This window comes from Nonomuraea sp. NPDC050556 (assembly GCF_044457355.1).
GTDB lineage: Bacteria > Actinomycetota > Actinomycetes > Streptosporangiales > Streptosporangiaceae > Nonomuraea.
Window position 1 is genome coordinate 363084 of the sequence record NZ_JBITGU010000001.1, and the last position, 16837, is coordinate 379920.

Annotated in this window: 18 protein-coding genes; 9 read left to right on the forward strand and 9 right to left on the reverse strand. The window is 70.4% G+C overall.

The window, feature by feature from the left end:
• Window positions 1-117: 117 nt before the first annotated feature.
• Entirely contained in the window at window positions 118-579 is a 462-nt protein-coding gene (locus ACIBG8_RS01795) for a MarR family winged helix-turn-helix transcriptional regulator (RefSeq protein WP_397340530.1), read from the forward strand.
• 324 nt (window positions 580-903) lie between these two features.
• On the opposite strand, the gene ACIBG8_RS01800 is transcribed toward ACIBG8_RS01795, so the two are convergent.
• The gene (locus ACIBG8_RS01800) at window positions 904-1791 is read right to left on the reverse strand and encodes a LysR family transcriptional regulator (protein WP_397340531.1); all 888 of its coding nucleotides are present in this window, start codon (window positions 1789-1791) and stop codon (window positions 904-906) included.
• 229 nt (window positions 1792-2020) lie between these two features.
• Between ACIBG8_RS01800 and ACIBG8_RS01805 the strand changes: the two genes are divergently transcribed.
• On the forward strand, window positions 2021-3277 hold the full coding sequence (locus ACIBG8_RS01805; RefSeq protein ID WP_397340532.1) for an MFS transporter: 1257 nt from the start codon (window positions 2021-2023) through the stop codon (window positions 3275-3277).
• A 393-nt stretch (window positions 3278-3670) separates the two neighbouring features.
• On the opposite strand, the gene ACIBG8_RS01810 is transcribed toward ACIBG8_RS01805, so the two are convergent.
• Window positions 3671-4234 (reverse strand): TetR/AcrR family transcriptional regulator, encoded by a 564-nt coding sequence (locus tag ACIBG8_RS01810; protein WP_397340533.1) that lies wholly within the window; start codon window positions 4232-4234, stop codon window positions 3671-3673.
• A gap of 82 nt (window positions 4235-4316) precedes the next feature.
• Here ACIBG8_RS01810 and ACIBG8_RS01815 point away from each other — a divergent pair, with 82 nt between their 5' ends.
• On the forward strand, window positions 4317-5039 hold the full coding sequence (locus ACIBG8_RS01815; RefSeq protein WP_397340534.1) for an SDR family oxidoreductase: 723 nt from the start codon (window positions 4317-4319) through the stop codon (window positions 5037-5039).
• A 66-nt stretch (window positions 5040-5105) separates the two neighbouring features.
• Here the strand turns inward: ACIBG8_RS01815 and ACIBG8_RS01820 are convergent, their stop codons facing one another.
• The 3 genes from ACIBG8_RS01820 to ACIBG8_RS01830 form a co-directional block, all read right to left on the reverse strand.
• On the reverse strand, window positions 5106-5528 hold the full coding sequence (locus tag ACIBG8_RS01820; RefSeq protein WP_397340535.1) for a DUF4267 domain-containing protein: 423 nt from the start codon (window positions 5526-5528) through the stop codon (window positions 5106-5108).
• Between the two features lie 40 nt (window positions 5529-5568).
• Window positions 5569-5922 (reverse strand): DoxX family protein, encoded by a 354-nt coding sequence (locus tag ACIBG8_RS01825; protein WP_397340536.1) that lies wholly within the window; start codon window positions 5920-5922, stop codon window positions 5569-5571.
• Between the two features lie 119 nt (window positions 5923-6041).
• Complete coding sequence (locus tag ACIBG8_RS01830) at window positions 6042-6506, reverse strand: DUF2871 domain-containing protein (protein ID WP_397340537.1); 465 nt, start codon at window positions 6504-6506, stop codon at window positions 6042-6044.
• Between the two features lie 335 nt (window positions 6507-6841).
• Between ACIBG8_RS01830 and ACIBG8_RS01835 the strand changes: the two genes are divergently transcribed.
• On the forward strand, window positions 6842-7375 hold the full coding sequence (locus tag ACIBG8_RS01835; RefSeq protein ID WP_397340538.1) for a hypothetical protein: 534 nt from the start codon (window positions 6842-6844) through the stop codon (window positions 7373-7375).
• A gap of 103 nt (window positions 7376-7478) precedes the next feature.
• On the opposite strand, the gene ACIBG8_RS01840 is transcribed toward ACIBG8_RS01835, so the two are convergent.
• Complete coding sequence (locus ACIBG8_RS01840; protein WP_397340540.1) at window positions 7479-8828, reverse strand: carbohydrate-binding protein; 1350 nt, start codon at window positions 8826-8828, stop codon at window positions 7479-7481.
• A 174-nt stretch (window positions 8829-9002) separates the two neighbouring features.
• Between ACIBG8_RS01840 and ACIBG8_RS01845 the strand changes: the two genes are divergently transcribed.
• Genes ACIBG8_RS01845 through ACIBG8_RS01865 form a run of 5 tightly spaced genes read left to right on the forward strand, consistent with a single transcriptional unit; the run spans window position 9003 to window position 13951 of the window.
• Window positions 9003-10211, forward strand: a complete 1209-nt coding sequence (locus tag ACIBG8_RS01845) for an NAD(P)/FAD-dependent oxidoreductase (RefSeq protein ID WP_397340541.1) — start codon at window positions 9003-9005, stop codon at window positions 10209-10211.
• The gene (locus ACIBG8_RS01850) at window positions 10208-10807 is read left to right on the forward strand and encodes a DUF1365 domain-containing protein (RefSeq protein WP_397340542.1); all 600 of its coding nucleotides are present in this window, start codon (window positions 10208-10210) and stop codon (window positions 10805-10807) included. Before ACIBG8_RS01845 ends, ACIBG8_RS01850 begins: the two co-directional genes overlap by 4 nt.
• Window positions 10804-12021, forward strand: coding sequence for a class I SAM-dependent methyltransferase (locus tag ACIBG8_RS01855; RefSeq protein ID WP_397340543.1), 1218 nt, complete (start codon window positions 10804-10806; stop codon window positions 12019-12021). Before ACIBG8_RS01850 ends, ACIBG8_RS01855 begins: the two co-directional genes overlap by 4 nt.
• Complete coding sequence (locus ACIBG8_RS01860; protein ID WP_397340544.1) at window positions 12018-13187, forward strand: class I SAM-dependent methyltransferase; 1170 nt, start codon at window positions 12018-12020, stop codon at window positions 13185-13187. Before ACIBG8_RS01855 ends, ACIBG8_RS01860 begins: the two co-directional genes overlap by 4 nt.
• On the forward strand, window positions 13187-13951 hold the full coding sequence (locus ACIBG8_RS01865) for a DUF1295 domain-containing protein (protein WP_397340546.1): 765 nt from the start codon (window positions 13187-13189) through the stop codon (window positions 13949-13951). The genes ACIBG8_RS01860 and ACIBG8_RS01865 overlap by 1 nt, the downstream gene beginning before the upstream one ends.
• A 1-nt stretch (window position 13952) precedes the next feature.
• Here ACIBG8_RS01865 and ACIBG8_RS01870 read toward each other — a convergent pair whose 3' ends face one another.
• The 3 genes from ACIBG8_RS01870 to ACIBG8_RS01880 are packed head-to-tail and all read right to left on the reverse strand — an operon-like array spanning window position 13953 to window position 16783.
• The gene (locus tag ACIBG8_RS01870) at window positions 13953-14402 is read right to left on the reverse strand and encodes a VOC family protein (RefSeq protein ID WP_397340547.1); all 450 of its coding nucleotides are present in this window, start codon (window positions 14400-14402) and stop codon (window positions 13953-13955) included.
• Window positions 14403-14454: 52 nt separating this feature from the next.
• The gene (locus ACIBG8_RS01875; protein WP_397340548.1) at window positions 14455-15969 is read right to left on the reverse strand and encodes an OmpA family protein; all 1515 of its coding nucleotides are present in this window, start codon (window positions 15967-15969) and stop codon (window positions 14455-14457) included.
• Between the two features lie 34 nt (window positions 15970-16003).
• Window positions 16004-16783 (reverse strand): alpha/beta fold hydrolase, encoded by a 780-nt coding sequence (locus tag ACIBG8_RS01880; protein ID WP_397340549.1) that lies wholly within the window; start codon window positions 16781-16783, stop codon window positions 16004-16006.
• Window positions 16784-16837 lie beyond the last annotated feature (54 nt).

Below are 16837 nucleotides of genomic sequence, written 5' to 3' on the forward strand. Positions count from 1 at the left end.
GAAGAGATTAGAGGTGGATGGGGTCCACGTCAACATGTCGCACGCTCGGGCGGCCGGGAGACGCCCGCTGTGATAGCTTCTTGAAGGAAGTTGCTTCTTAGGAGAAGGGATCGTGGCGTGGAGGATCTAGTGTCAAGCGCTCGGGAGGACGCCAGCCGCGCATACCGCCGCTACCTGAGCGCGGTACTGCTGCACGGGCACGCCAGCGCCCGAGCCTGCGGTCTCGGCGCGACGGACCTGTACGCGTTGAACATCCTGGAGCTGGCAGGCCCGATGACCCCCGGCGAGCTGGGTACGCGCACCGGCCTGACCACCGGTCCCACCACCCGCCTCATCGACCGGCTGGAGGAGGCGGGTTACGTCCGCCGCACACCCGCGCCGGGCGACCGCCGCAAAGTGATCGTCGAGCCCATCGGCAAGCCCGCCGAGCTCGATCGGGTCATGGCCCCCGCCCGGCAGAAGGTCGGCGAGATCCTCGCCGGGTACTCACCCGACCAGCTAGGAGTCCTGTTCGACTACTTCGCCCGCGCGACCGACGCCTACCAGGAAGCCGCAGAACACCTGCGGACCGACGAATAGGCGCCCGGACACCGCGGCGAACATCGTCCTGCCAAGGTGCGCAGACGGCGTCAAGTCCCATGCTTCCGACATAATCGGCAGGAGTGCCCCCCGAATCGATGGATGACCTGGACGCGGACCTACGCGGGACTGTCGCCCTGTCCCAGGGCTACACCATAGGCAACGACCAGAACGGGAGTCTGAGCTGCATCACCCCCCTGGCCGCGAACAAACCGGCGACGATGTCCGTCACCTGGTCAGATGCTCGGAACGTGACGGCCGAGGGACAGACGTGCAAAGGCTACTGACTGTCGAGCTCGTACGGCAGAGCAGCCCCGGAGCGGGCTAGAGCGCGCGAGTTCCGAGATCCCTTACGACCTGGGCGAAGGCGCGGATGGGCGCGGTTTCTTCGTTGTCGCGCCAGACCAGACCCCATCTCAAGGCCGGTGCGTCGGTCACGGGGAGGTAGGCGAGGTCGGGGCGGGCGTAGTAGCGGCTGGCGTGCTCCCCGAGCAGGGGGACGGCCTGGCCGGTGGCGATCTGGGTGTTGAGTTCGTCCATGTTCATCACGACGCCCTCGCGCGGGATCGGGCGGCCACGGGGCGTGCGGAAGGGATGGAAGGCGTCCTCCCAGTACTCGGGGAGGCGGGGACCGGCGGCGACGGTGTAATTGCCCAGGACCTCCAGGGGAACCGGCCCTGCGCTCGCCAGCTCGTGATCTGCCGAGACCGCTATTACACGGGACTCGGTGAAGATCACGGGCCCGACGGTGAGGTCGGGTTCCTCCACCGGCAGCCATGAGATCAGCAGGTCGATTTCCCTGCGTCGCAGGGGACCGAAGGCGTCGACGAAGGGGTTGTGACGCAGGCGCAGCTCCCACTGGCGATGGCGGGCACGGAAGGTCTCCCAGAAGTGCCGCAGATCCAGGGCGTTGGCGGAGATCATGCCGATGTGCAGGACGTCGGTCCTGCCTTTCGCGGCCAGTTTGGCGCGCTCCAAGCTCTCGTCGAGGCTGCGTCGTATCGGCTTGAGGTCGGTGTAGAGCTGCCTGCCGACTTCGGTGAGTGCCACTCTTCTGCTGGTGCGGTCGAACAGGGCGGCGCCGATGAGGCGCTCTTGCTTCTTGATCGCCTGGCTGACGCGGGCTTGGGTGAGGTGCAGCCGCTCGGCGGTACGGCCGAAATGGAGCTCCTCGGCGAGGGTCAGGAAGATCTCGATGTCGCGAAGCTCCACACTGCCCCCTACCTGATGCATAAGTCCGACTTATCGGATCGTAGTCAGCTTTGGCGTTGATGCCCGAGTGTCGCAGCTCAAGGATGGGCCCATCCGAAACATCCCTTTCGGAGCTCAGTCAGCCAGCGGGCCGCATGCCTTCCATGCTGACGCCAAGTGTTAGGGGAGCAAGCATGTTGGTCCGTCCAACGAGCGAGGTCTTCGCGCGGCGAGCAGAGGGGGACGCCGCGTGAATGTCGTCGCCAAGTTGCCGGCCGGGTTCGGGCGGCTGTGGACCGCGCAGACGGTGTCCTCGCTCGGTGACGGGGTGACCCATGCCGCGCTGCCGCTGATCGCGTTGACGATGACGCGGGATCCGCTGGCGCTGGCCGTCGTCACGGCCGCTGGGACGTTGCCCTGGCTGCTGTTCGGCGTGCTCGGCGGTGCGCTGGTGGACCGCTGGGAGCGCCGCCGGACGATGTGGATCACGGACTCGGCGCGTGCGGCCCTGCTCCTGGCCTCGGCGGCCGCGGCCGCCCTTGACGTGCTGAGCGTTCCGCTGCTGGCGGCCGTCGCCTTCCTGCTCGCCCTCGGCGGGCTCTTCTTCGACACGGCCGCCACGGCCTACCTGCCGGATCTGCTCGGCCGCGACCCCGCGCTCCTCGAACGCGCCAACTCCCGCATGCGCGGCACCCAGACGGCCGCGTCCGGTTTCGCCGGGCCGCCGGCGGGGAGTGCGTTGCTCGCGCTCGGGCGGGCGGTTCCGCTGCTCGCGGACGCGGTGTCGTTCGCGTTCTCCGCGCTGCTCGTTCGGTCGCTGCCCGCCGTACCGCCGCCGACCGTCGGCGCCCGCGAGTCTCTGCTCCGCCAAGCGCGGGCGGGAGCCTCCTACGTTTTCCGGGATCGATTACTGCTCGGCCTCGCGCTCCGTCCGGCGGTAGGGAATGTCGCCTTCCTCGCCGTGGAGACCGTCTTGGCCCTCTTCGCGCACGAACGGCTCGGCATCGGCACCTTCGGCTTCGGCCTGCTCCTCACCGCGGAAGCCGCGGGCGGCCTGCTCGGCGCCGGCATTGCCTCCTTCCTCGGTCGGCGCCTGGGCACCGGTACCGCTCTGACCTGCACGGCCACGGTCGAGGGGCTTGCCATCCTGGGGCTCGCCGCCGCCCGGAACCCGTACTTGGCCGGGCTCGCGCTCGCCGTCTGCGGGGCGGGTATGGGCGCCACGATGGTGCTCGGTCCCTCTTTACGGCAGGCGATCGTCCCCGCGCAGCTGATCGGCCGGGTCGCCTCCACCTCCCGGATGCTCGCCATGTGCGCAGCCCCGTTCGGCGCCTTCCTGGGCGGCTGGCTGGCCACCGCGTACGACCTGCGCACCCCGATCTACGCCGCAGGCGGCCTGCTCCTGGCCATGACCGCCGTCACAGCCACCATGACCACCAACCGCCGAGTAGAGGCAGCACTACACAGCGCCGCCCTGCAGCAACCCGCCGAGGTCCCGGCGCGCTGAACGGCGCGGAGCGAGGGACTGGTCGCATCAATCCCAGGAGTGAAGAGCGTTGCGCCGAGGGTCTCCGGTCGCCAGTGCTCGTTTTGCGTCCGTTCCACGGGGAGGAGGGCAGTGGTGTCCCATTTCGCGGGCGGCGACAGGAGCAGTGACGCGCTCAAGACGGTGAAACCGAAGTCGTTGAGAGGAGCCGCTGCCCAGCCCGGTGGGTCCTGGAACTCATCTGGCGTCGGTCGGCTACGAAAGCGACCAACGGGTACTGCGCGTGGAACAGCGCGACGTGCGTGCCGTCCCGGCCGTCGATCGTGGCGCTGTGGAAGTTTTGCGAGTGCCGCTGTTCAACGAAGTCTTCTGCTCCTGTCACGATCAAGTCGCGCACGTCTATGGCGCGGAACGCTAGTGGCCTTGGTGGGCCAGGGCGTGGGCCAGGCGGCGGGCCGCCTCCTCCTCCAGTGGGGCGTGGAGGATGAGCAGCTGGTACCACAGCACGCCGAAGGCCTGGTCGGCCAGCAGTTCGGGGTCGGGGGCCGCGCCGCGCCTGGCCAGTGCGATGAGGGCCGCGCGGCGCTGCTGGGCGAAGGCGTGCAGGAGCTGCGCGGTGTGCTCGTCCTGCTGTGCCTCGGCGGCGATCTTCCGTAGCAGGGCGGCGGTGGCGGGCCTGGCGCCCAGGCGGAAGGTGGCCGTCAGGAACGCCTCCAGGTCACCGGCCAGGGTGCCGGTGTCGGGCGCGGGCACCTCGGCTTCCGCGTACTCGGCCAGCGCGTCCAGCAGCATGGCGCCCTTGGACGGCCACCAGCGGTAGATCGTCTGCTTGCCGACCCCGGCGGCGGCCGCGATGGCGTCGACGCTCACCGTGCCGTCGCCGGGCCCGCCGCTCAGCAGGTCGACGGCGGCCTCGAGGATGGCGCGCCTGGCCTCTTCGTTGCGGCGGCGTCCGGTGTGGGCGCGTCCTGTCTGCATGGGTCCACCCTACCGCTTGACGAGACCAAGGGTCTCGACAATACTTGTCGAGACATTGAGTCTCGACAAAAGGATTGTTCCCATGTCTTTCACCGAACGGCACGCCCTCGTCGTCGGCGGCACCTCCGGCATCGGCCTGGCCACCGCCACCCTCCTGGCTTCCCAGGGCGCCCGCGTGACGGTCGCCGGACGCGACGAGCAGCGCCTGCGCGCCGCCGACGCGCTGGAAGGGATCAGCGCCCGCCACCTGGACGCCTCCTCGCCCGAGCAGGTGCGCGCCTTCCTCGCCGAAGCCGGGCAGGACGGCATCGACTACCTCGTGCTGGCGCTCAGCGGCGGCTCCGGCGCCGGGCCCCTTGCCACTGTGGATCTGAACGACCTGCGTGAGGCTTTCGAGGCCAAGTTCTGGCTGCACCTGAGCGTGCTGCAGGCGGCTTTGCCGTACATGGCCAAGGACGGCTCGGCCACCTTGATCACCGCCTCCTCGGCTCGGGCGGCGCTGCCCGGCACCGCGGGCCTGGCTGCCGTGAACGGCGCCCTGGAAGCGGTGATCGCCCCGCTGGCGGTGGAGCTTGCGCCGCTGCGGGTCAACGCCGTCTCTCCGGGCGTCATCGACACCCCGTGGTGGCACGCCTTCCCCGCCGAGCAGCGCCAGGAAATGTTCGACGCGTACGGCGCAGCCCTGCCCGTGGGCCGGGTCGGCCGCGCGGAGGAGGTCGCCCAGGCCGTCGTCCTGGCGGCCACCAACGGCTTCATGACCGGCACCGTCGTGGAGGTCAACGGCGGCCTGACCCTCGCCGGCTGATGATCCGGGCGCCCAGGTGGGGGAGTCGCTCCACCTGGGCGGCGCTGGCCGCAGATCGCGCGGCTGTCAGGTGAGGGGTTGCGGTGAGCGGGTTCGGGAGCCGCCGAGGAGGAGTCCGGCGGAGAGGATGACGGCCGCGGCGGTGGCGCCGTGTACGCCGAGGGCGATGGCGGGTTCCCCACCGGAGAGCAGCACGATGAACATGTCGCCGATCGGGGTGAGCGCCACGGCCAGCATGACCCACCCCAGGATGCGGCGGTTGCCCGTGACCAGGACCGCGAGGATCACCAGGCCGGACACCACGTCCCGGACTCCCTTGACGGCGAGGAATCCCGAACCCTCACCTTTCGGCCAGCTCGGCAGGCCGAAGTTGGGCGCCATGGACTGGGGGGCCAGCAGGTAGCTCACCCCGATGTAGCCGATGAACAGGGCGCCGACGACAGCGAGGGCGGTACCGATCGCGGTGGGGGACAGCAGTCTTGTGGACATCAAAGATCTCCTTCAGCACGGGGGTCGGGGCTGTGGTGGGTCACCACCAGTGGTAGAGCAGGTTCGCGCCCAGTACGGCCACCGAAGTGGCGAAGAACAGGGACCAGTTGCCGAGCTTGCGTGAGCCCACGCGCAGGTGGGCGAGGAGCGCGCCGGTGAAGTACAGTACGAGGCTGTAGGCGGCGAGGGTCCCGAGCATGGGGATGACAAACCCGCCCAGCAGTCCCAGGGAGCCCAACGCCAGCATCGTGCCCAGGACGGGTCCCCACGCTCGCGGCAGGCCCTTCATGTCCAGCTGGGCCTTCGGGAACTCGTGGCCGATCAGGTAGATGACCGACGAGCTGCCGAACAGCAGCGCGGCGAAGATGGTGATCGTCGCGTAAGCGGCGAACATGAGGCCCTCCAGGGTGGTCGTTACTCCGGGCCCTGCGGCCCGGTTTCAGCAGACCGACGAAACAGCTGCCGGAAATGTGAGGTGATGCCAGACATGGCGGGTTACGTACTTCATGTGACTTAACTGTCCACACGTTGCTGGCTGGGCATTTTTGTGGGAGATATCTGGATGACGGCGGCGCCTTTGGCGGGGATGCGCTTGCCGAGGGTGACGAAGAGCAGGATCAGGCCGACGGTCAGGATGATGTGTCCCAGTCCGGCGAGGCCGGTGATCGCGGCTCCGGCTTCGGCGCCGAGGACCGTCATGGAGCCGCGGACGGTCATCATGGCGACGGTCAGGGCGAGACCGGCGTTGTAGATCCAGAAGAACCAGCCGAAGAGCTTGCTGGCGGTCATGGTGAACAGCTTCTCCAAGGCCAGCACGATGAGGAAGAACAGCATGCCGAGGGCGAGCAGGTGCGTGTGGACCACGCCGAGCTGGGTCTCGCCGGTGAAGTCGTTCAGCTTGGTGAGCTCGCGGTAGTAGAGCCCGCTGACCACACCGATGATCATGTAGATGTGCGCGGCGCGCAAGATCTTTCTCACGGAAGACTCCAAGGTTGAGGGGGTTGAAGGGCAAGAGAGGGCGATGCCCGCCGCGTCACCCCGGGTGGCGCCGTTGCGCGCCTCCACGATCCGGCATCGAAGGTGTCGAGTTGAAGGCACGATCCGGCCAGCCTGGGGGCGGATCTGGCCACATGCGGCTCAGGCGTGACGAGCTCGAGGACGCGACTACCGGCCGATATGTCCATCAGAAGCTGCGAAGCAAGGACGCGCGGCACAGCGACGGTGACATCGCCTTCGGGTACGGGCACAAGGCGAGTTGGGTGGCGGGTGAAAGCCGTTGAGAGCCGTTCGGCGCCCGCGTTAGCGTGACCACCATGACGACCGTGCTGATCACCGGAGGGTCGGGATCGGGGAAGACCGCGGTGGCCGGTGAGCTCACCCTGCGCGGCAGGGCGGCGATCGACGCGGACGCCGATCCGTTGCTGGCCCGGTTCGTCGATGAGGCGGGGCGGGTCGTCGAGCGTCCGGCCGCGCCTGGTTGGGGCTGGCTGACCCGGCATCGGTGGGAATGGGACCCGCTCCGGCTGGAAACGCTCCTGAGCGCCGCCGATCGGGGGCTGTACGTGTGCGGGAACGCGAGCAACGAAACCGACTTCCTTCATCGTTTCGACCGCGTGATCCTGCTGGAGATCGACGAGCCCACGATGCTCCGGCGGCTCGATGAGCCGTCACGGGAGAACGACTTCGGCCGGACCGGTGACACCCGCCTCCTGCTGCGGCGTTGGCTACCGGACTACCAGGCGCGCATGCGGGCGCTGGGCGTTGAGGTCGTCGACGCCACCCGCTCGCTGGAGTCCGTCCTCGAGTCGATCCTCACGCTCACCGAGCCACCTCACTCATCTCGATGACCGAGCAGGCCAGTCGGCCCCGGTGAAGCCGTGTCAGGACGCCAGGCGACCCCCGGCGCCGTGGTGCGTCCGGGGGTCGGTCGGTGGAGCTGCTGCCTGGGGGTCAGAGGCGCTGCCAGAGGGCCGGGACGTTCGGTGGTTCCCAGCCCACCTGCGAGGTGTGGCCCTGGATGCACCGGTAGGTCGCCCCGCCGTACGTCACCTGCGCGCCCGTGGCGTACGCCGTGTTGGCTGCCCACGTTCCACCGGGCGGCGGCGAGGACGGCGGGGTCGTCGGGCCGCCGCCGTTGGTGACCAGCGTCAGCCCGTACGTCTGCAGGATCTCGTTCACCGGCTGGAAGTACGTCGTGCCACCGGACGAGCAGTTGCCCGATCCGCCGGACGTGACGCCCTGGGCCTGGCTGCCCGAGATGAACGAGCCGCCGGAGTCGCCAGGCTCGGCGCACACGCTGGTGCGCGTCACCTCGCTGACCGTGCCCTCCTGGTACGTCACGCTGGTGTTGAGCTGCTGTACGGTGCCGCAGTGCCAGCCGGTGGTCGAGCCGGATCTGCAGACCGACGACCCGACGACGGCGACCGTCGACCCGGCGACGGGCACCGTCGAACCGCCCTGGACGACGACGCCGCGGGCGATCCACTGCGAGTTGGCCGCGACCCACGAGTAGTCGTTGCCCGGGAACGAGGAGCCCTGGAAGGTGCCGAGGGCGACGCGGTTGGAGCCGCTCACGTTCGAGGAGACGGCGCAGTGGCCGGCCGAGACGAAGCCGTTGGTGGTGCCGCGGGTGATGGAGAAGCCCACCGAGCAGCGGGTGCCGCTGCCGATGTAGTAGGCGTCACCGCCGCGGATGTCGTACAGGGCGCGCGGCCGTTCTGTGGAGACCAGCAGGCGGACCAGCGCCCTGTCGGCGCCGCTCGCGTCGACGTACCGCTGGGCCTTGGCGGCGTCGCGGGTCAGGGCGACGACGCTGTTGCTGGGCAGGTCCACGAACCAGGCGAAGATCGGCCTGGCGCCCTTGGCGCTGTCGAGGCGGGCCTTGGCGGCGTCGAGCGCGGCCAGGGAGTGGGGCACGACGCGGGCCTCGGCTCCGGCCGCGGTGATCGCGGGCACCTGGGCGGGGTCGGTGGTCGCGACCACGAGGGCGGAGGTGGCGCCGGTGACCCAGGCGCCGGCGAAGGAGTCGCCGAGCAGGGTGCGTACCTGCGGTTCGACCGTGGCGGCCGCCGCCTCGTTGACCAGGCGGGCGGAGGCCTGCTCGCCGGTGATGCCGAGGTCGCGGGTGAGGCTGTCGACGAGCGAGGCGGGCGGCTCTGGGTCGGCCGCGGCTCTCGCCTGGGCTTGTGCGTACAAGGATTCGGGCTGCGCCGCCGACCGCGCGGCCAGGGCTACGGTCGGTATGGCGGCCAGGGCGAGAGTGAGGGCTACGCCGGCTAAGGCGGCATTGCTGCGGAGCATGGGATCTCCCTGTGGCTTGATACGCCGTCAACGTACAAGCGGTGCCACAGGCCCAGGGACCCTTCGTTTCTCCCCAACATCGTGTTATATCCGGCCAGTCCTGCCTGCCGCTCGGTGGAAACCCAACCGTTGCCTCACCCGCTCCGAATACACCAGGAGACGGGGAGGTCGAGGTTGGCGGAAACCAGAAGGTCGGTCGCGGTCATCGGCAGCGGAGTGGCCGGGCTGACGGCGGCCTACGTGCTCCAGCGCAGCGCGGACGTCACGCTGTTCGAGGCCGACGACCGCCTGGGCGGGCACGCGCACACCCACGACGTGGGCGCGCTGGCGGTGGACAGCGGCTTCATCGTGCACAACGACCGCACCTACCCCCTCCTGACCCGGCTGTTCCGCGAGCTGGGTGTCCAGACGCAGGAGTCCGACATGAGCATGTCGGTCTCCTGCGGTGGCTGCGGCCTGGAGTACGCGGGAGGAAAGGGGCTCGCCGGGCTGCTCGCCCCGAGCCTGGCTCATCTGCGCATGCTCGCCGACGTCCCCAGGTTCCACCGAGCCGCTCGAGCCCTTGAAGACGACCGGCCACTGGACGAGTTCGCCGCAGACTTCTCGCCCTACTTCGTACGACATTTCCTGACTCCGCTGGTCGCGGCCGTCTGGTCCTGCGCCCCCTCGGTCGCCGGGCGCTACCCCGCGCGCTACCTGTTCGCGTTCCTCGCCAACCACGGCATGCTGTCCGTCGGCGGGTCACCCCCATGGCGTACGGTCACCGGCGGCTCGCGCGCCTACGTCGAGCGCGTCGCCAAGACGCTCACCGCCGTCCGCACCCTCGCCCCGGTGAGCGGCCTGCGACGGATACCAGACGGGGTCGAGCTGCGGGCCGACGGCGATCTCCACCGCTTCTCGGCCGCCGTCGTCGCCACCCACCCCGACCAGGCCCTACGCCTGCTCGCCAGCCCCACCCCCGACGAACGAGCCGTGCTCGGCGCGATCCGCTACTCGCGCAACGAAGCCACCCTCCACACCGACCAGTCCGTCCTGCCCAGGGCGAGGCGGGCCCGTGCCTCCTGGAACTACCGGATGGACGACTGCGCCGCCACAGCCGACCGCGTCCAGGTCAGCTACGACATGAACCGGCTGCAACGCCTCGACTCGCCCCAGCACCACTTCGTCTCCCTCGGCGTCGCTGTGCCCGACGAGCGGGTCATCGCCCGGATGGTCTACGAACACCCGATCTACACCCCGGAACTGGTCGCGGCCCAGCAGCGCCTGCCCTCCCTGAACACCCCGGTGCTCGCCTTCGCGGGCGCCTACCACGGCTGGGGATTCCACGAGGACGGCTGCCGCTCGGGTGTACGGGCCGCCGAGGCCCTGGGCGGCCGCTGGTGACCGCGCTCTACGACGTCACGATCACCCACGTGCGGTCCGCGCCGCTGCGCAACGCCTTCCGATACGGCTCCTACCTGCGGCTGGTCGAGCTCCCGCCGGAGGAAACAGGCTTCCTGGAGGCGTACGGCCTGCGGGCCGACCGCGTCGTACGGCTGGCCGGGCCGCGCGTGCTCGGCTACGCGTTCGACCCGCTGACCGTGTACTGGTGCCACCTGGCGGGCGTGCTCGTCTGCACGGTCGCCGAGGTGCGCAACACCTACGGCGGTCGCCACCGCTACCTGCTCATGCCCGGTCAGAACGAGGTCGAGAAGGTCTTCTACGTCTCGCCGTTCAACGAGGTCAGCGGCTTCTACCGGCTCGCGCTGCCACTGCCGGGGGAGCGGCTGGCCCTGGGCGTGACGCTCCACCGGGAGGGGCACCCGCCGTTCGTGGCGACCGTACGCGGAGAGCGCGTGGAGGCCACCGCGTGGGGACGGCTGCGCATGGCGCTCAAACATCCGCTGGCGCCGTTCCTGGTCAGCGCCCGGATCCGCCGCCAGGGCATCGCCCTCTACCTGCGCGGCCTGAAAGTCGTCCCCAGAAGGAGGAGTCGATGACCTCGACGATGGAACGCCACACGGGCCACTGGCCCGACGTCGAAACGGTGCCCCGAGCCCGGCTACGGGCCTCGATCGCCCGCGCGCTGTTCCGCCGCGTCGCGCGCCGGCTGCCCATCAACGCGGTGTACGGCGACGCCCCGGCGCAGGGGCCCGCGCTGCGCGTCCACCGGCCGGAGGCGTTCTTCCGCCGGGTCGGCGCCGGCGGGCTCATCGGCTTCGGCGAGTCCTACATGGCCGGTGACTGGGACGCTGAGGACCTGCCCGGCGTGCTCACCGTCATGGCCGCCGAGCTCGCCACCCTGGTCCCGGCGCCGCTGCAGCGGCTGCGCGCGCTGGCCGTAAGGAGAGCGCCGCGGCGCGACCGCGGCACCGTCGAGGGGGCCAGGCGCAACATCCACCGGCACTACGACCTGTCCAACGAGCTGTTCGCCGAGTTCCTCGACGAGACCATGACCTACTCGGCCGCGCTGTTCACCGATCCGGCGACCGCCACCTGGGACTCGCTCGCCGCCGCCCAGCGCCGCAAGATCGACCGGCTGCTCTACCAGCTCATGGTCGGACCCGGCACCCGGCTGCTGGAGATCGGCACCGGCTGGGGCGAGCTGGCGATCAGGGCGGCCAGGCGCGGCGCCCGCGTCGTGTCCATCACCCTGTCGAAGGAGCAGCAGGAGCTGGCCCGCGAGCGGGCGGCGGCGGCCGGGCTCGCCGACCGGATCGACATCAGGCTCTGCGACTACCGCGAGATCGACGGCTCCTACGACGCCATCGCCAGCGTCGAGATGATCGAGGCCGTCGGCGCGGACTACTGGCCCACCTACTTCCGCACGCTCGACGAACGGCTCGCGCCGGGCGGACGCGTCGCGCTGCAGGCCATCACCATGCCCCACGACCGCATGCGGGCCACGCTCGGCACCCACACCTGGGTCCAGAAGTACATCTTCCCCGGCGGCATGCTCCCCTCCGTCCCGGCCATCCAGCAGCACCTCGGACCGCTGCGGATCATCGACAGGCTGTCGATGCGCGAGCACTACGCGGCCACGCTCCGGTTGTGGCGCGAGCGCTACCAGGAGCGCGCCCCGGCCGTCGCCGCCCTCGGCTTCGACGAGATCTTCCACCGCATGTGGACCCTCTACCTGGCCTACTCCGAGGCCGGGTTCAGGTCCGGCTACCTCGACGTCTGGCAGCTCACCCTCGACAGGAGCGGCGCATGAGACAGCTCGGCCCGATGGTGGAGGCCGTCTTCGGCGGCCGGCCGCCGTTCCGCGTACGGGACTGGGACGGCGCCGCCCACGGCCCGGACGGCGCGCCGACCGTGGTCCTGCGCAGCCCGCGCGCGCTGCGCCGCCTGCTGTGGAACCCCGGCGAGCTCGGCCTGGCCAGGGCGTACGTCACAGGTGAGCTCGACGTCGAGGGCGACCTCGCCGACGGGCTGCGCCGGATCAGGGCCACGGGCGGGCGGGTGCGGGTCGACTGGGCGCGAGCCGTACGGGCGCTGAAAGGCCTCGGGCCCGCGCTCGGGCCGCCGCTGCCCGCGCCGGAGTCCGAGGCCAGGTTGCGCGGCCGCCGCCACTCGCGAGCCAGGGACCGTGCCGCGATCTCCCACCACTACGACCTGTCGAACGCCTTCTACCGGCTCATCCTCGACGAGACCATGGCCTACTCCTGCGCCGTGTTCGAGCCGGGCGACACCCTGCACCGGGCGCAGCGGCGCAAGCTCGACCTGGTCTGCGGCAAGCTCAGGCTCCGGCCCGGCATGCGGCTGCTCGACGTCGGCTGCGGCTGGGGGTCGCTGCTGCTGCACGCCGCCCGCGAGTACGGCGTGCGCGCGACGGGCGTCACGCTGTCGGCCGCGCAGAAGGCCCACATCGAGGAGCGCGCCCAGGGCCTGGACGTGCGGGTCGAGCTGCGCGACTACCGCGACGTCGACGACGGGCCCTACGACGCGATCGCGTCGATCGAGATGGGCGAGCACGTCGGCCAGGACCGGTACCCGGCCTACGCGGCCGCGCTGCACCGGCTCGTCCAGCCCGGCGGCGGGGTCCTCGTGCAGCAGATGTCGCGCGAGGGCGGCCATCCGGGCGGCGGGCCGTTCATCGAGTCCTACATCGCGCCCGACATGCACATGCGGCCGGTGGGGGAGACGATCGCGCTGCTGGAGGGCTCCGGGCTGGTCTTCACGCACGCCGAGGCCATGGGCGAGCACTACGTACGCACGGTCCGGGCCTGGTACGACACGTTCGAGTCCCGGTACGCCGAGGCGGTCGCGCTGGTCGGCGAGGAACGGGCCAGGGTGTGGCGGCTGTACCTCGTGGGTGGCGGCCTGGCGTTCGAGCAGGGCAGGATGAACATTCACCAGATCCTCCTGAGGAGACGCTGATGGTCTTCTTCGCCAGCGCGCTCGCCATGGTGGTCCTGCTGGCGGTGACGCTCGCGGTGGCGTTGCGTGCGGGCAAACATTCGGTGATCGACGTCGCCTGGGGCCTGGGCTTCTCGCTGGTCGCCATCGTGTCCTTCGCGCTCGGCTCCGGCGACCCCGCCAGGCGGGTGCTGCTGGCGGCGCTGACGGTCATCTGGGGGGTACGGCTGGCGCTGCACATCGGGCGGCGCAACCTGCGCGAGGGGGAGGACCCGCGCTACGAGCGCATGCTGAGCAAGGCTCCCGGCAGCAGGACGGCCTATGCGATCCGCACGGTCTACCTCACCCAGGGAGTGATCCTGCTGTTCGTGTCGCTGCCGATCCAGGTGGCGATGACCGGCGACGGCGGGATCGGGTGGCTGGGGGTGGCGGGCGCGCTGGTGTGGCTGGCGGGGTTCCTTTTCGAGGCGGTGGGGGACTGGCAGCTGGCCCGCTTCCGCGCCGACCCGGACTCCCGGGGGAAGGTGCTGGACAGCGGGTTGTGGCGATACACCCGGCATCCGAACTACTTCGGCGACGCCGTGGTGTGGTGGGGCCTGTTCCTCATCGCAGCGGAACACTGGCCAGGGGTTCTGACCGTGCTGTCGCCTGTCGTGATGACGTACTTCCTGGCCGGCAAGACCGGGAAACCCCTGCTGGAGAAGCATCTGACGAGAACCCGGCCGGGATACGCGGAGTACGTCCGCCGGACCAGCGGCTTCCTCCCCAGGCCGCCTCGTCGCTGACCTACACCACGTCGAACTCGTTGCCCTCCGGGTCGGCCATCGCCACCGCGTAGTGGTCCAGGCCGGGTTGCGACAGCACCCGCACCACGGTCGCGCCCGCGCCGACCAGGTGCTCCACCTCGGCGTCCACCCGTGCCCTGCGGGTCTCCAGCGGCACGTCCTCCCGCTTGCCGCCCACCTTGAGGTCGAAGTGGAACCGGTTCTTGACCACCTTGCCCTCGGGCACCTGCTGGAACCAGATCCGCGGGCCGTCGCCTTCCGGGTCGACGATGCTGTCAGCGCCGTCACCCTCGCCCAGCTCGTCCTCCGGCACGCCGACGCTCCGCCAGTATTCCCGCCACGTGCCGAAACCGTCCGGCGGCTGCTCCAGCGAGTAGCGCAGGGCGCCCGCCCAGAAACGCGCCATCCGGTCAGGGGCGGCGCAGTCGACGACCAGCTGATACGAAACCATGACCCCATCCTTCAGGGCGCCTACGACAGTTTCGCCGCCTTCCCCTGGCCCCTCAGTTGAGCGGTACGCGCAGGGCGGGCCAGGTGGCCACCTTGACGGTCAATGCGTCCGCCTGGGGTGGCAAGGCGTACAGGGACCAGAACTCCTTCGTCTCGCCGGCCTCGAAGTTCGTCGCCGACAGCGACACCCCCGAGGTGCTCGTGCACGCGCAGTACGTGCCCGGTTCCTCCCCCTTGGCCACGATCACCCGGGCCGGGCGGTACAGGCGGCGGGCAGCAGGGTCGGTCACCTGGATGTTCGTCGCCGCGTGGTACTTGAAGGCGTTCCAGTCGGCCGCCCAGTTGAGGTCGTGGTACCACGCCTCGCCGTCCCCCCGGTTGGTGATCGTGTAGCGGAGCAGGCCCAGGTCGCCCGGCATCCGCTGGAAGGTCTTCACCTGCAGGTCGAACGGCACGCCCTTCGCCCGCACCGTCGCCGACGTGCCCTCGCCCTCCGACAGCGGGGAGGCGGAGGTGGTGGCGGCCGGCGCTGCCGCAGCGGGCTTGGCGAAGGTGATCGTCACGCGGCGGTTGCGTCGCCGCCCCTCGTCGGAGTCGTTGCTGTACAGCGGGCGGCGCGAGCCGTACCCGCGAGCCGTGAACGTCACCCCCTCGCGGGTGACCAGCGGCGTGAGCGCCCGCCGTACCGCCTCCGCCCGCCGGCGCGACAGCGGGTCGTTGATGGCGTTCGTGCCCGAGGAGTCCGCGTGCCCGTCGACCTGGATCGTGGTGTCCTCCGAGGTGTCGATGAGCTTGGCCGCCCTGGCCAGCATCGTGCGGGCGCGCGGCGTGAGCGTCGCCTTGTTCAGCGCGAACAGCACGTCGGAGGACAGGCTGACCTTGAGGTCGGCGCCGTCGTCCGTCGTCTCCTCGGTGCGGTCGAGCGACTGCGACGGCGTCTCGATGAGATGGTTGACGGTCTCGACCTGCGACGCGTCGGGGTCGGGCAGTTCCTGGCCGGGCGGCGGCGTCGGCGGCTCGTCGCTGATGGGGACGTCGACCATCGGCGGGCCGATCGGCGTCACGATCGTCGTGGTCGCCGGGTTGCCGGACGGCGCGGGCAGCACCGCGAAGACGGTCAGCGACTCGCCCGGCTGGATGATCGGGTCGAGGCCGTCGCGGTCGGTGTCGCTGCACAGGCACTCGCCGTCAGCGGGCTTGTACGGCATGAGCCAGCGGTGGGCAGGAGCGTCGAGTACGGCGATGCCGGACGGCCAGCGCCACTTCAGCGGGCGCATCGGGTCGGCGAGCGGGGCCTGCCAGTGCAGCGGCTCGTCGGTGCTGGTGGACAGGCGCAGCTGCACGACCAGATGCTTGCCGCCGACGCGGTTGAGCCCGACGAGTTCCGCCTTGTAGTTCTCCTTGTCGGTGCCCTGGACGGTGGCCAGCACGGCAGGGGCCTTGGGCGCAGACGAAGGAGACGAAGCAGGGGAGCTCGGGGGAGCCGCTGAGGGAGGGGGAGAGGGCGTCTGAGCGCATCCGGCGACCGTTAGGGCGACGGCGGTCAGGGCCAGGATCCGGTTGTGCATGCCGGGCATTGTGTCATGACCGGAATGAAAGTGATCAGTCAAGAAATATCGTGCGAAGGTGGGCGGCGACGGCGCGCGGGCGGAACGCCCAGCCATTGTGCCCGCCGGGCAGGACCGTCGCCGACGTGCCCAGCACGTCGGCCAGCGCATGCGCGGACTGTGCGACAGGACCGGTGGTGGTCTCGCCGACGGCAGGGACGATCCTGGCGGCCTGCGCACGCAGGGCGTTCACATCAGGACGATATTGACGTACGGCAGGAGCGTCGTGCGTGAGGAAGAACTCCAGGTTGGCGAGGCGTTGCGGGCCGGGCGGGGTGAGGGGTACGTCGGGCTCGCGGTCGGAGAAGTCGAGGCGCGCCAGCCGTACGAACTGCCCCAAAGCCGGGAGCACCCCCTCGCTGCGATGCGCCTCCTCGACGGCCAGCTGGTCGCGGACCAGCTCGGCCCGAGCCTCCTCGGGCAGCAGCGCGCTGAGCGGCGGCTCGTGGACGACGGCGAGACGGACCCGGCCGGGGTGGCGGGTCGTCAGTTCCAGGGCGATCACCGCGCCGATGCTGCTCCCGAACACCAGGGCGGGTTCGCCGGTGACGGCTTCGAGGACGGCGGCCGCGTCGTCGGCATGGGTGTCCAGGCCCGGCGACCCGCCCGCGTTGGGGCTGCGGGACAGCCCGCGGCGGTCGAAGGTGACGACGGTGAACGCGTCCTGGAGGTGGGCGGCCAGGTCGTCGGTGACGTCGGCGTCGCCGTCCCCGCCCGGCAGCAGGAGCAGCACCGGGCCGTTCCCTCGGGTCCGATGGAAGATCTCAAACACCATGCCTCCATAAGATACTCATGGTTTCTTATGGCAGGCTACCCCGGGTATCGTGAG

Coding starts and splice junctions, on each gene's coding strand:
- ACIBG8_RS01810 (WP_397340533.1), bottom strand. CDS start 4,234: ATGCAGACAGGACGCGCCCACACCGGACGCCGCCGCAACGAAGAGGCC.
- ACIBG8_RS01815 (WP_397340534.1), top strand. CDS start 4,317: ATGTCTTTCACCGAACGGCACGCCCTCGTCGTCGGCGGCACCTCCGGC.
- ACIBG8_RS01820 (WP_397340535.1), bottom strand. CDS start 5,528: ATGTCCACAAGACTGCTGTCCCCCACCGCGATCGGTACCGCCCTCGCT.
- ACIBG8_RS01825 (WP_397340536.1), bottom strand. CDS start 5,922: ATGTTCGCCGCTTACGCGACGATCACCATCTTCGCCGCGCTGCTGTTC.
- ACIBG8_RS01835 (WP_397340538.1), top strand. CDS start 6,842: ATGACGACCGTGCTGATCACCGGAGGGTCGGGATCGGGGAAGACCGCG.
- ACIBG8_RS01840 (WP_397340540.1), bottom strand. CDS start 8,828: ATGCTCCGCAGCAATGCCGCCTTAGCCGGCGTAGCCCTCACTCTCGCC.
- ACIBG8_RS01855 (WP_397340543.1), top strand. CDS start 10,804: ATGACCTCGACGATGGAACGCCACACGGGCCACTGGCCCGACGTCGAA.
- ACIBG8_RS01860 (WP_397340544.1), top strand. CDS start 12,018: ATGAGACAGCTCGGCCCGATGGTGGAGGCCGTCTTCGGCGGCCGGCCG.
- ACIBG8_RS01865 (WP_397340546.1), top strand. CDS start 13,187: ATGGTCTTCTTCGCCAGCGCGCTCGCCATGGTGGTCCTGCTGGCGGTG.
- ACIBG8_RS01870 (WP_397340547.1), bottom strand. CDS start 14,402: ATGGTTTCGTATCAGCTGGTCGTCGACTGCGCCGCCCCTGACCGGATG.
- ACIBG8_RS01875 (WP_397340548.1), bottom strand. CDS start 15,969: ATGCACAACCGGATCCTGGCCCTGACCGCCGTCGCCCTAACGGTCGCC.
- ACIBG8_RS01880 (WP_397340549.1), bottom strand. CDS start 16,783: ATGGTGTTTGAGATCTTCCATCGGACCCGAGGGAACGGCCCGGTGCTG.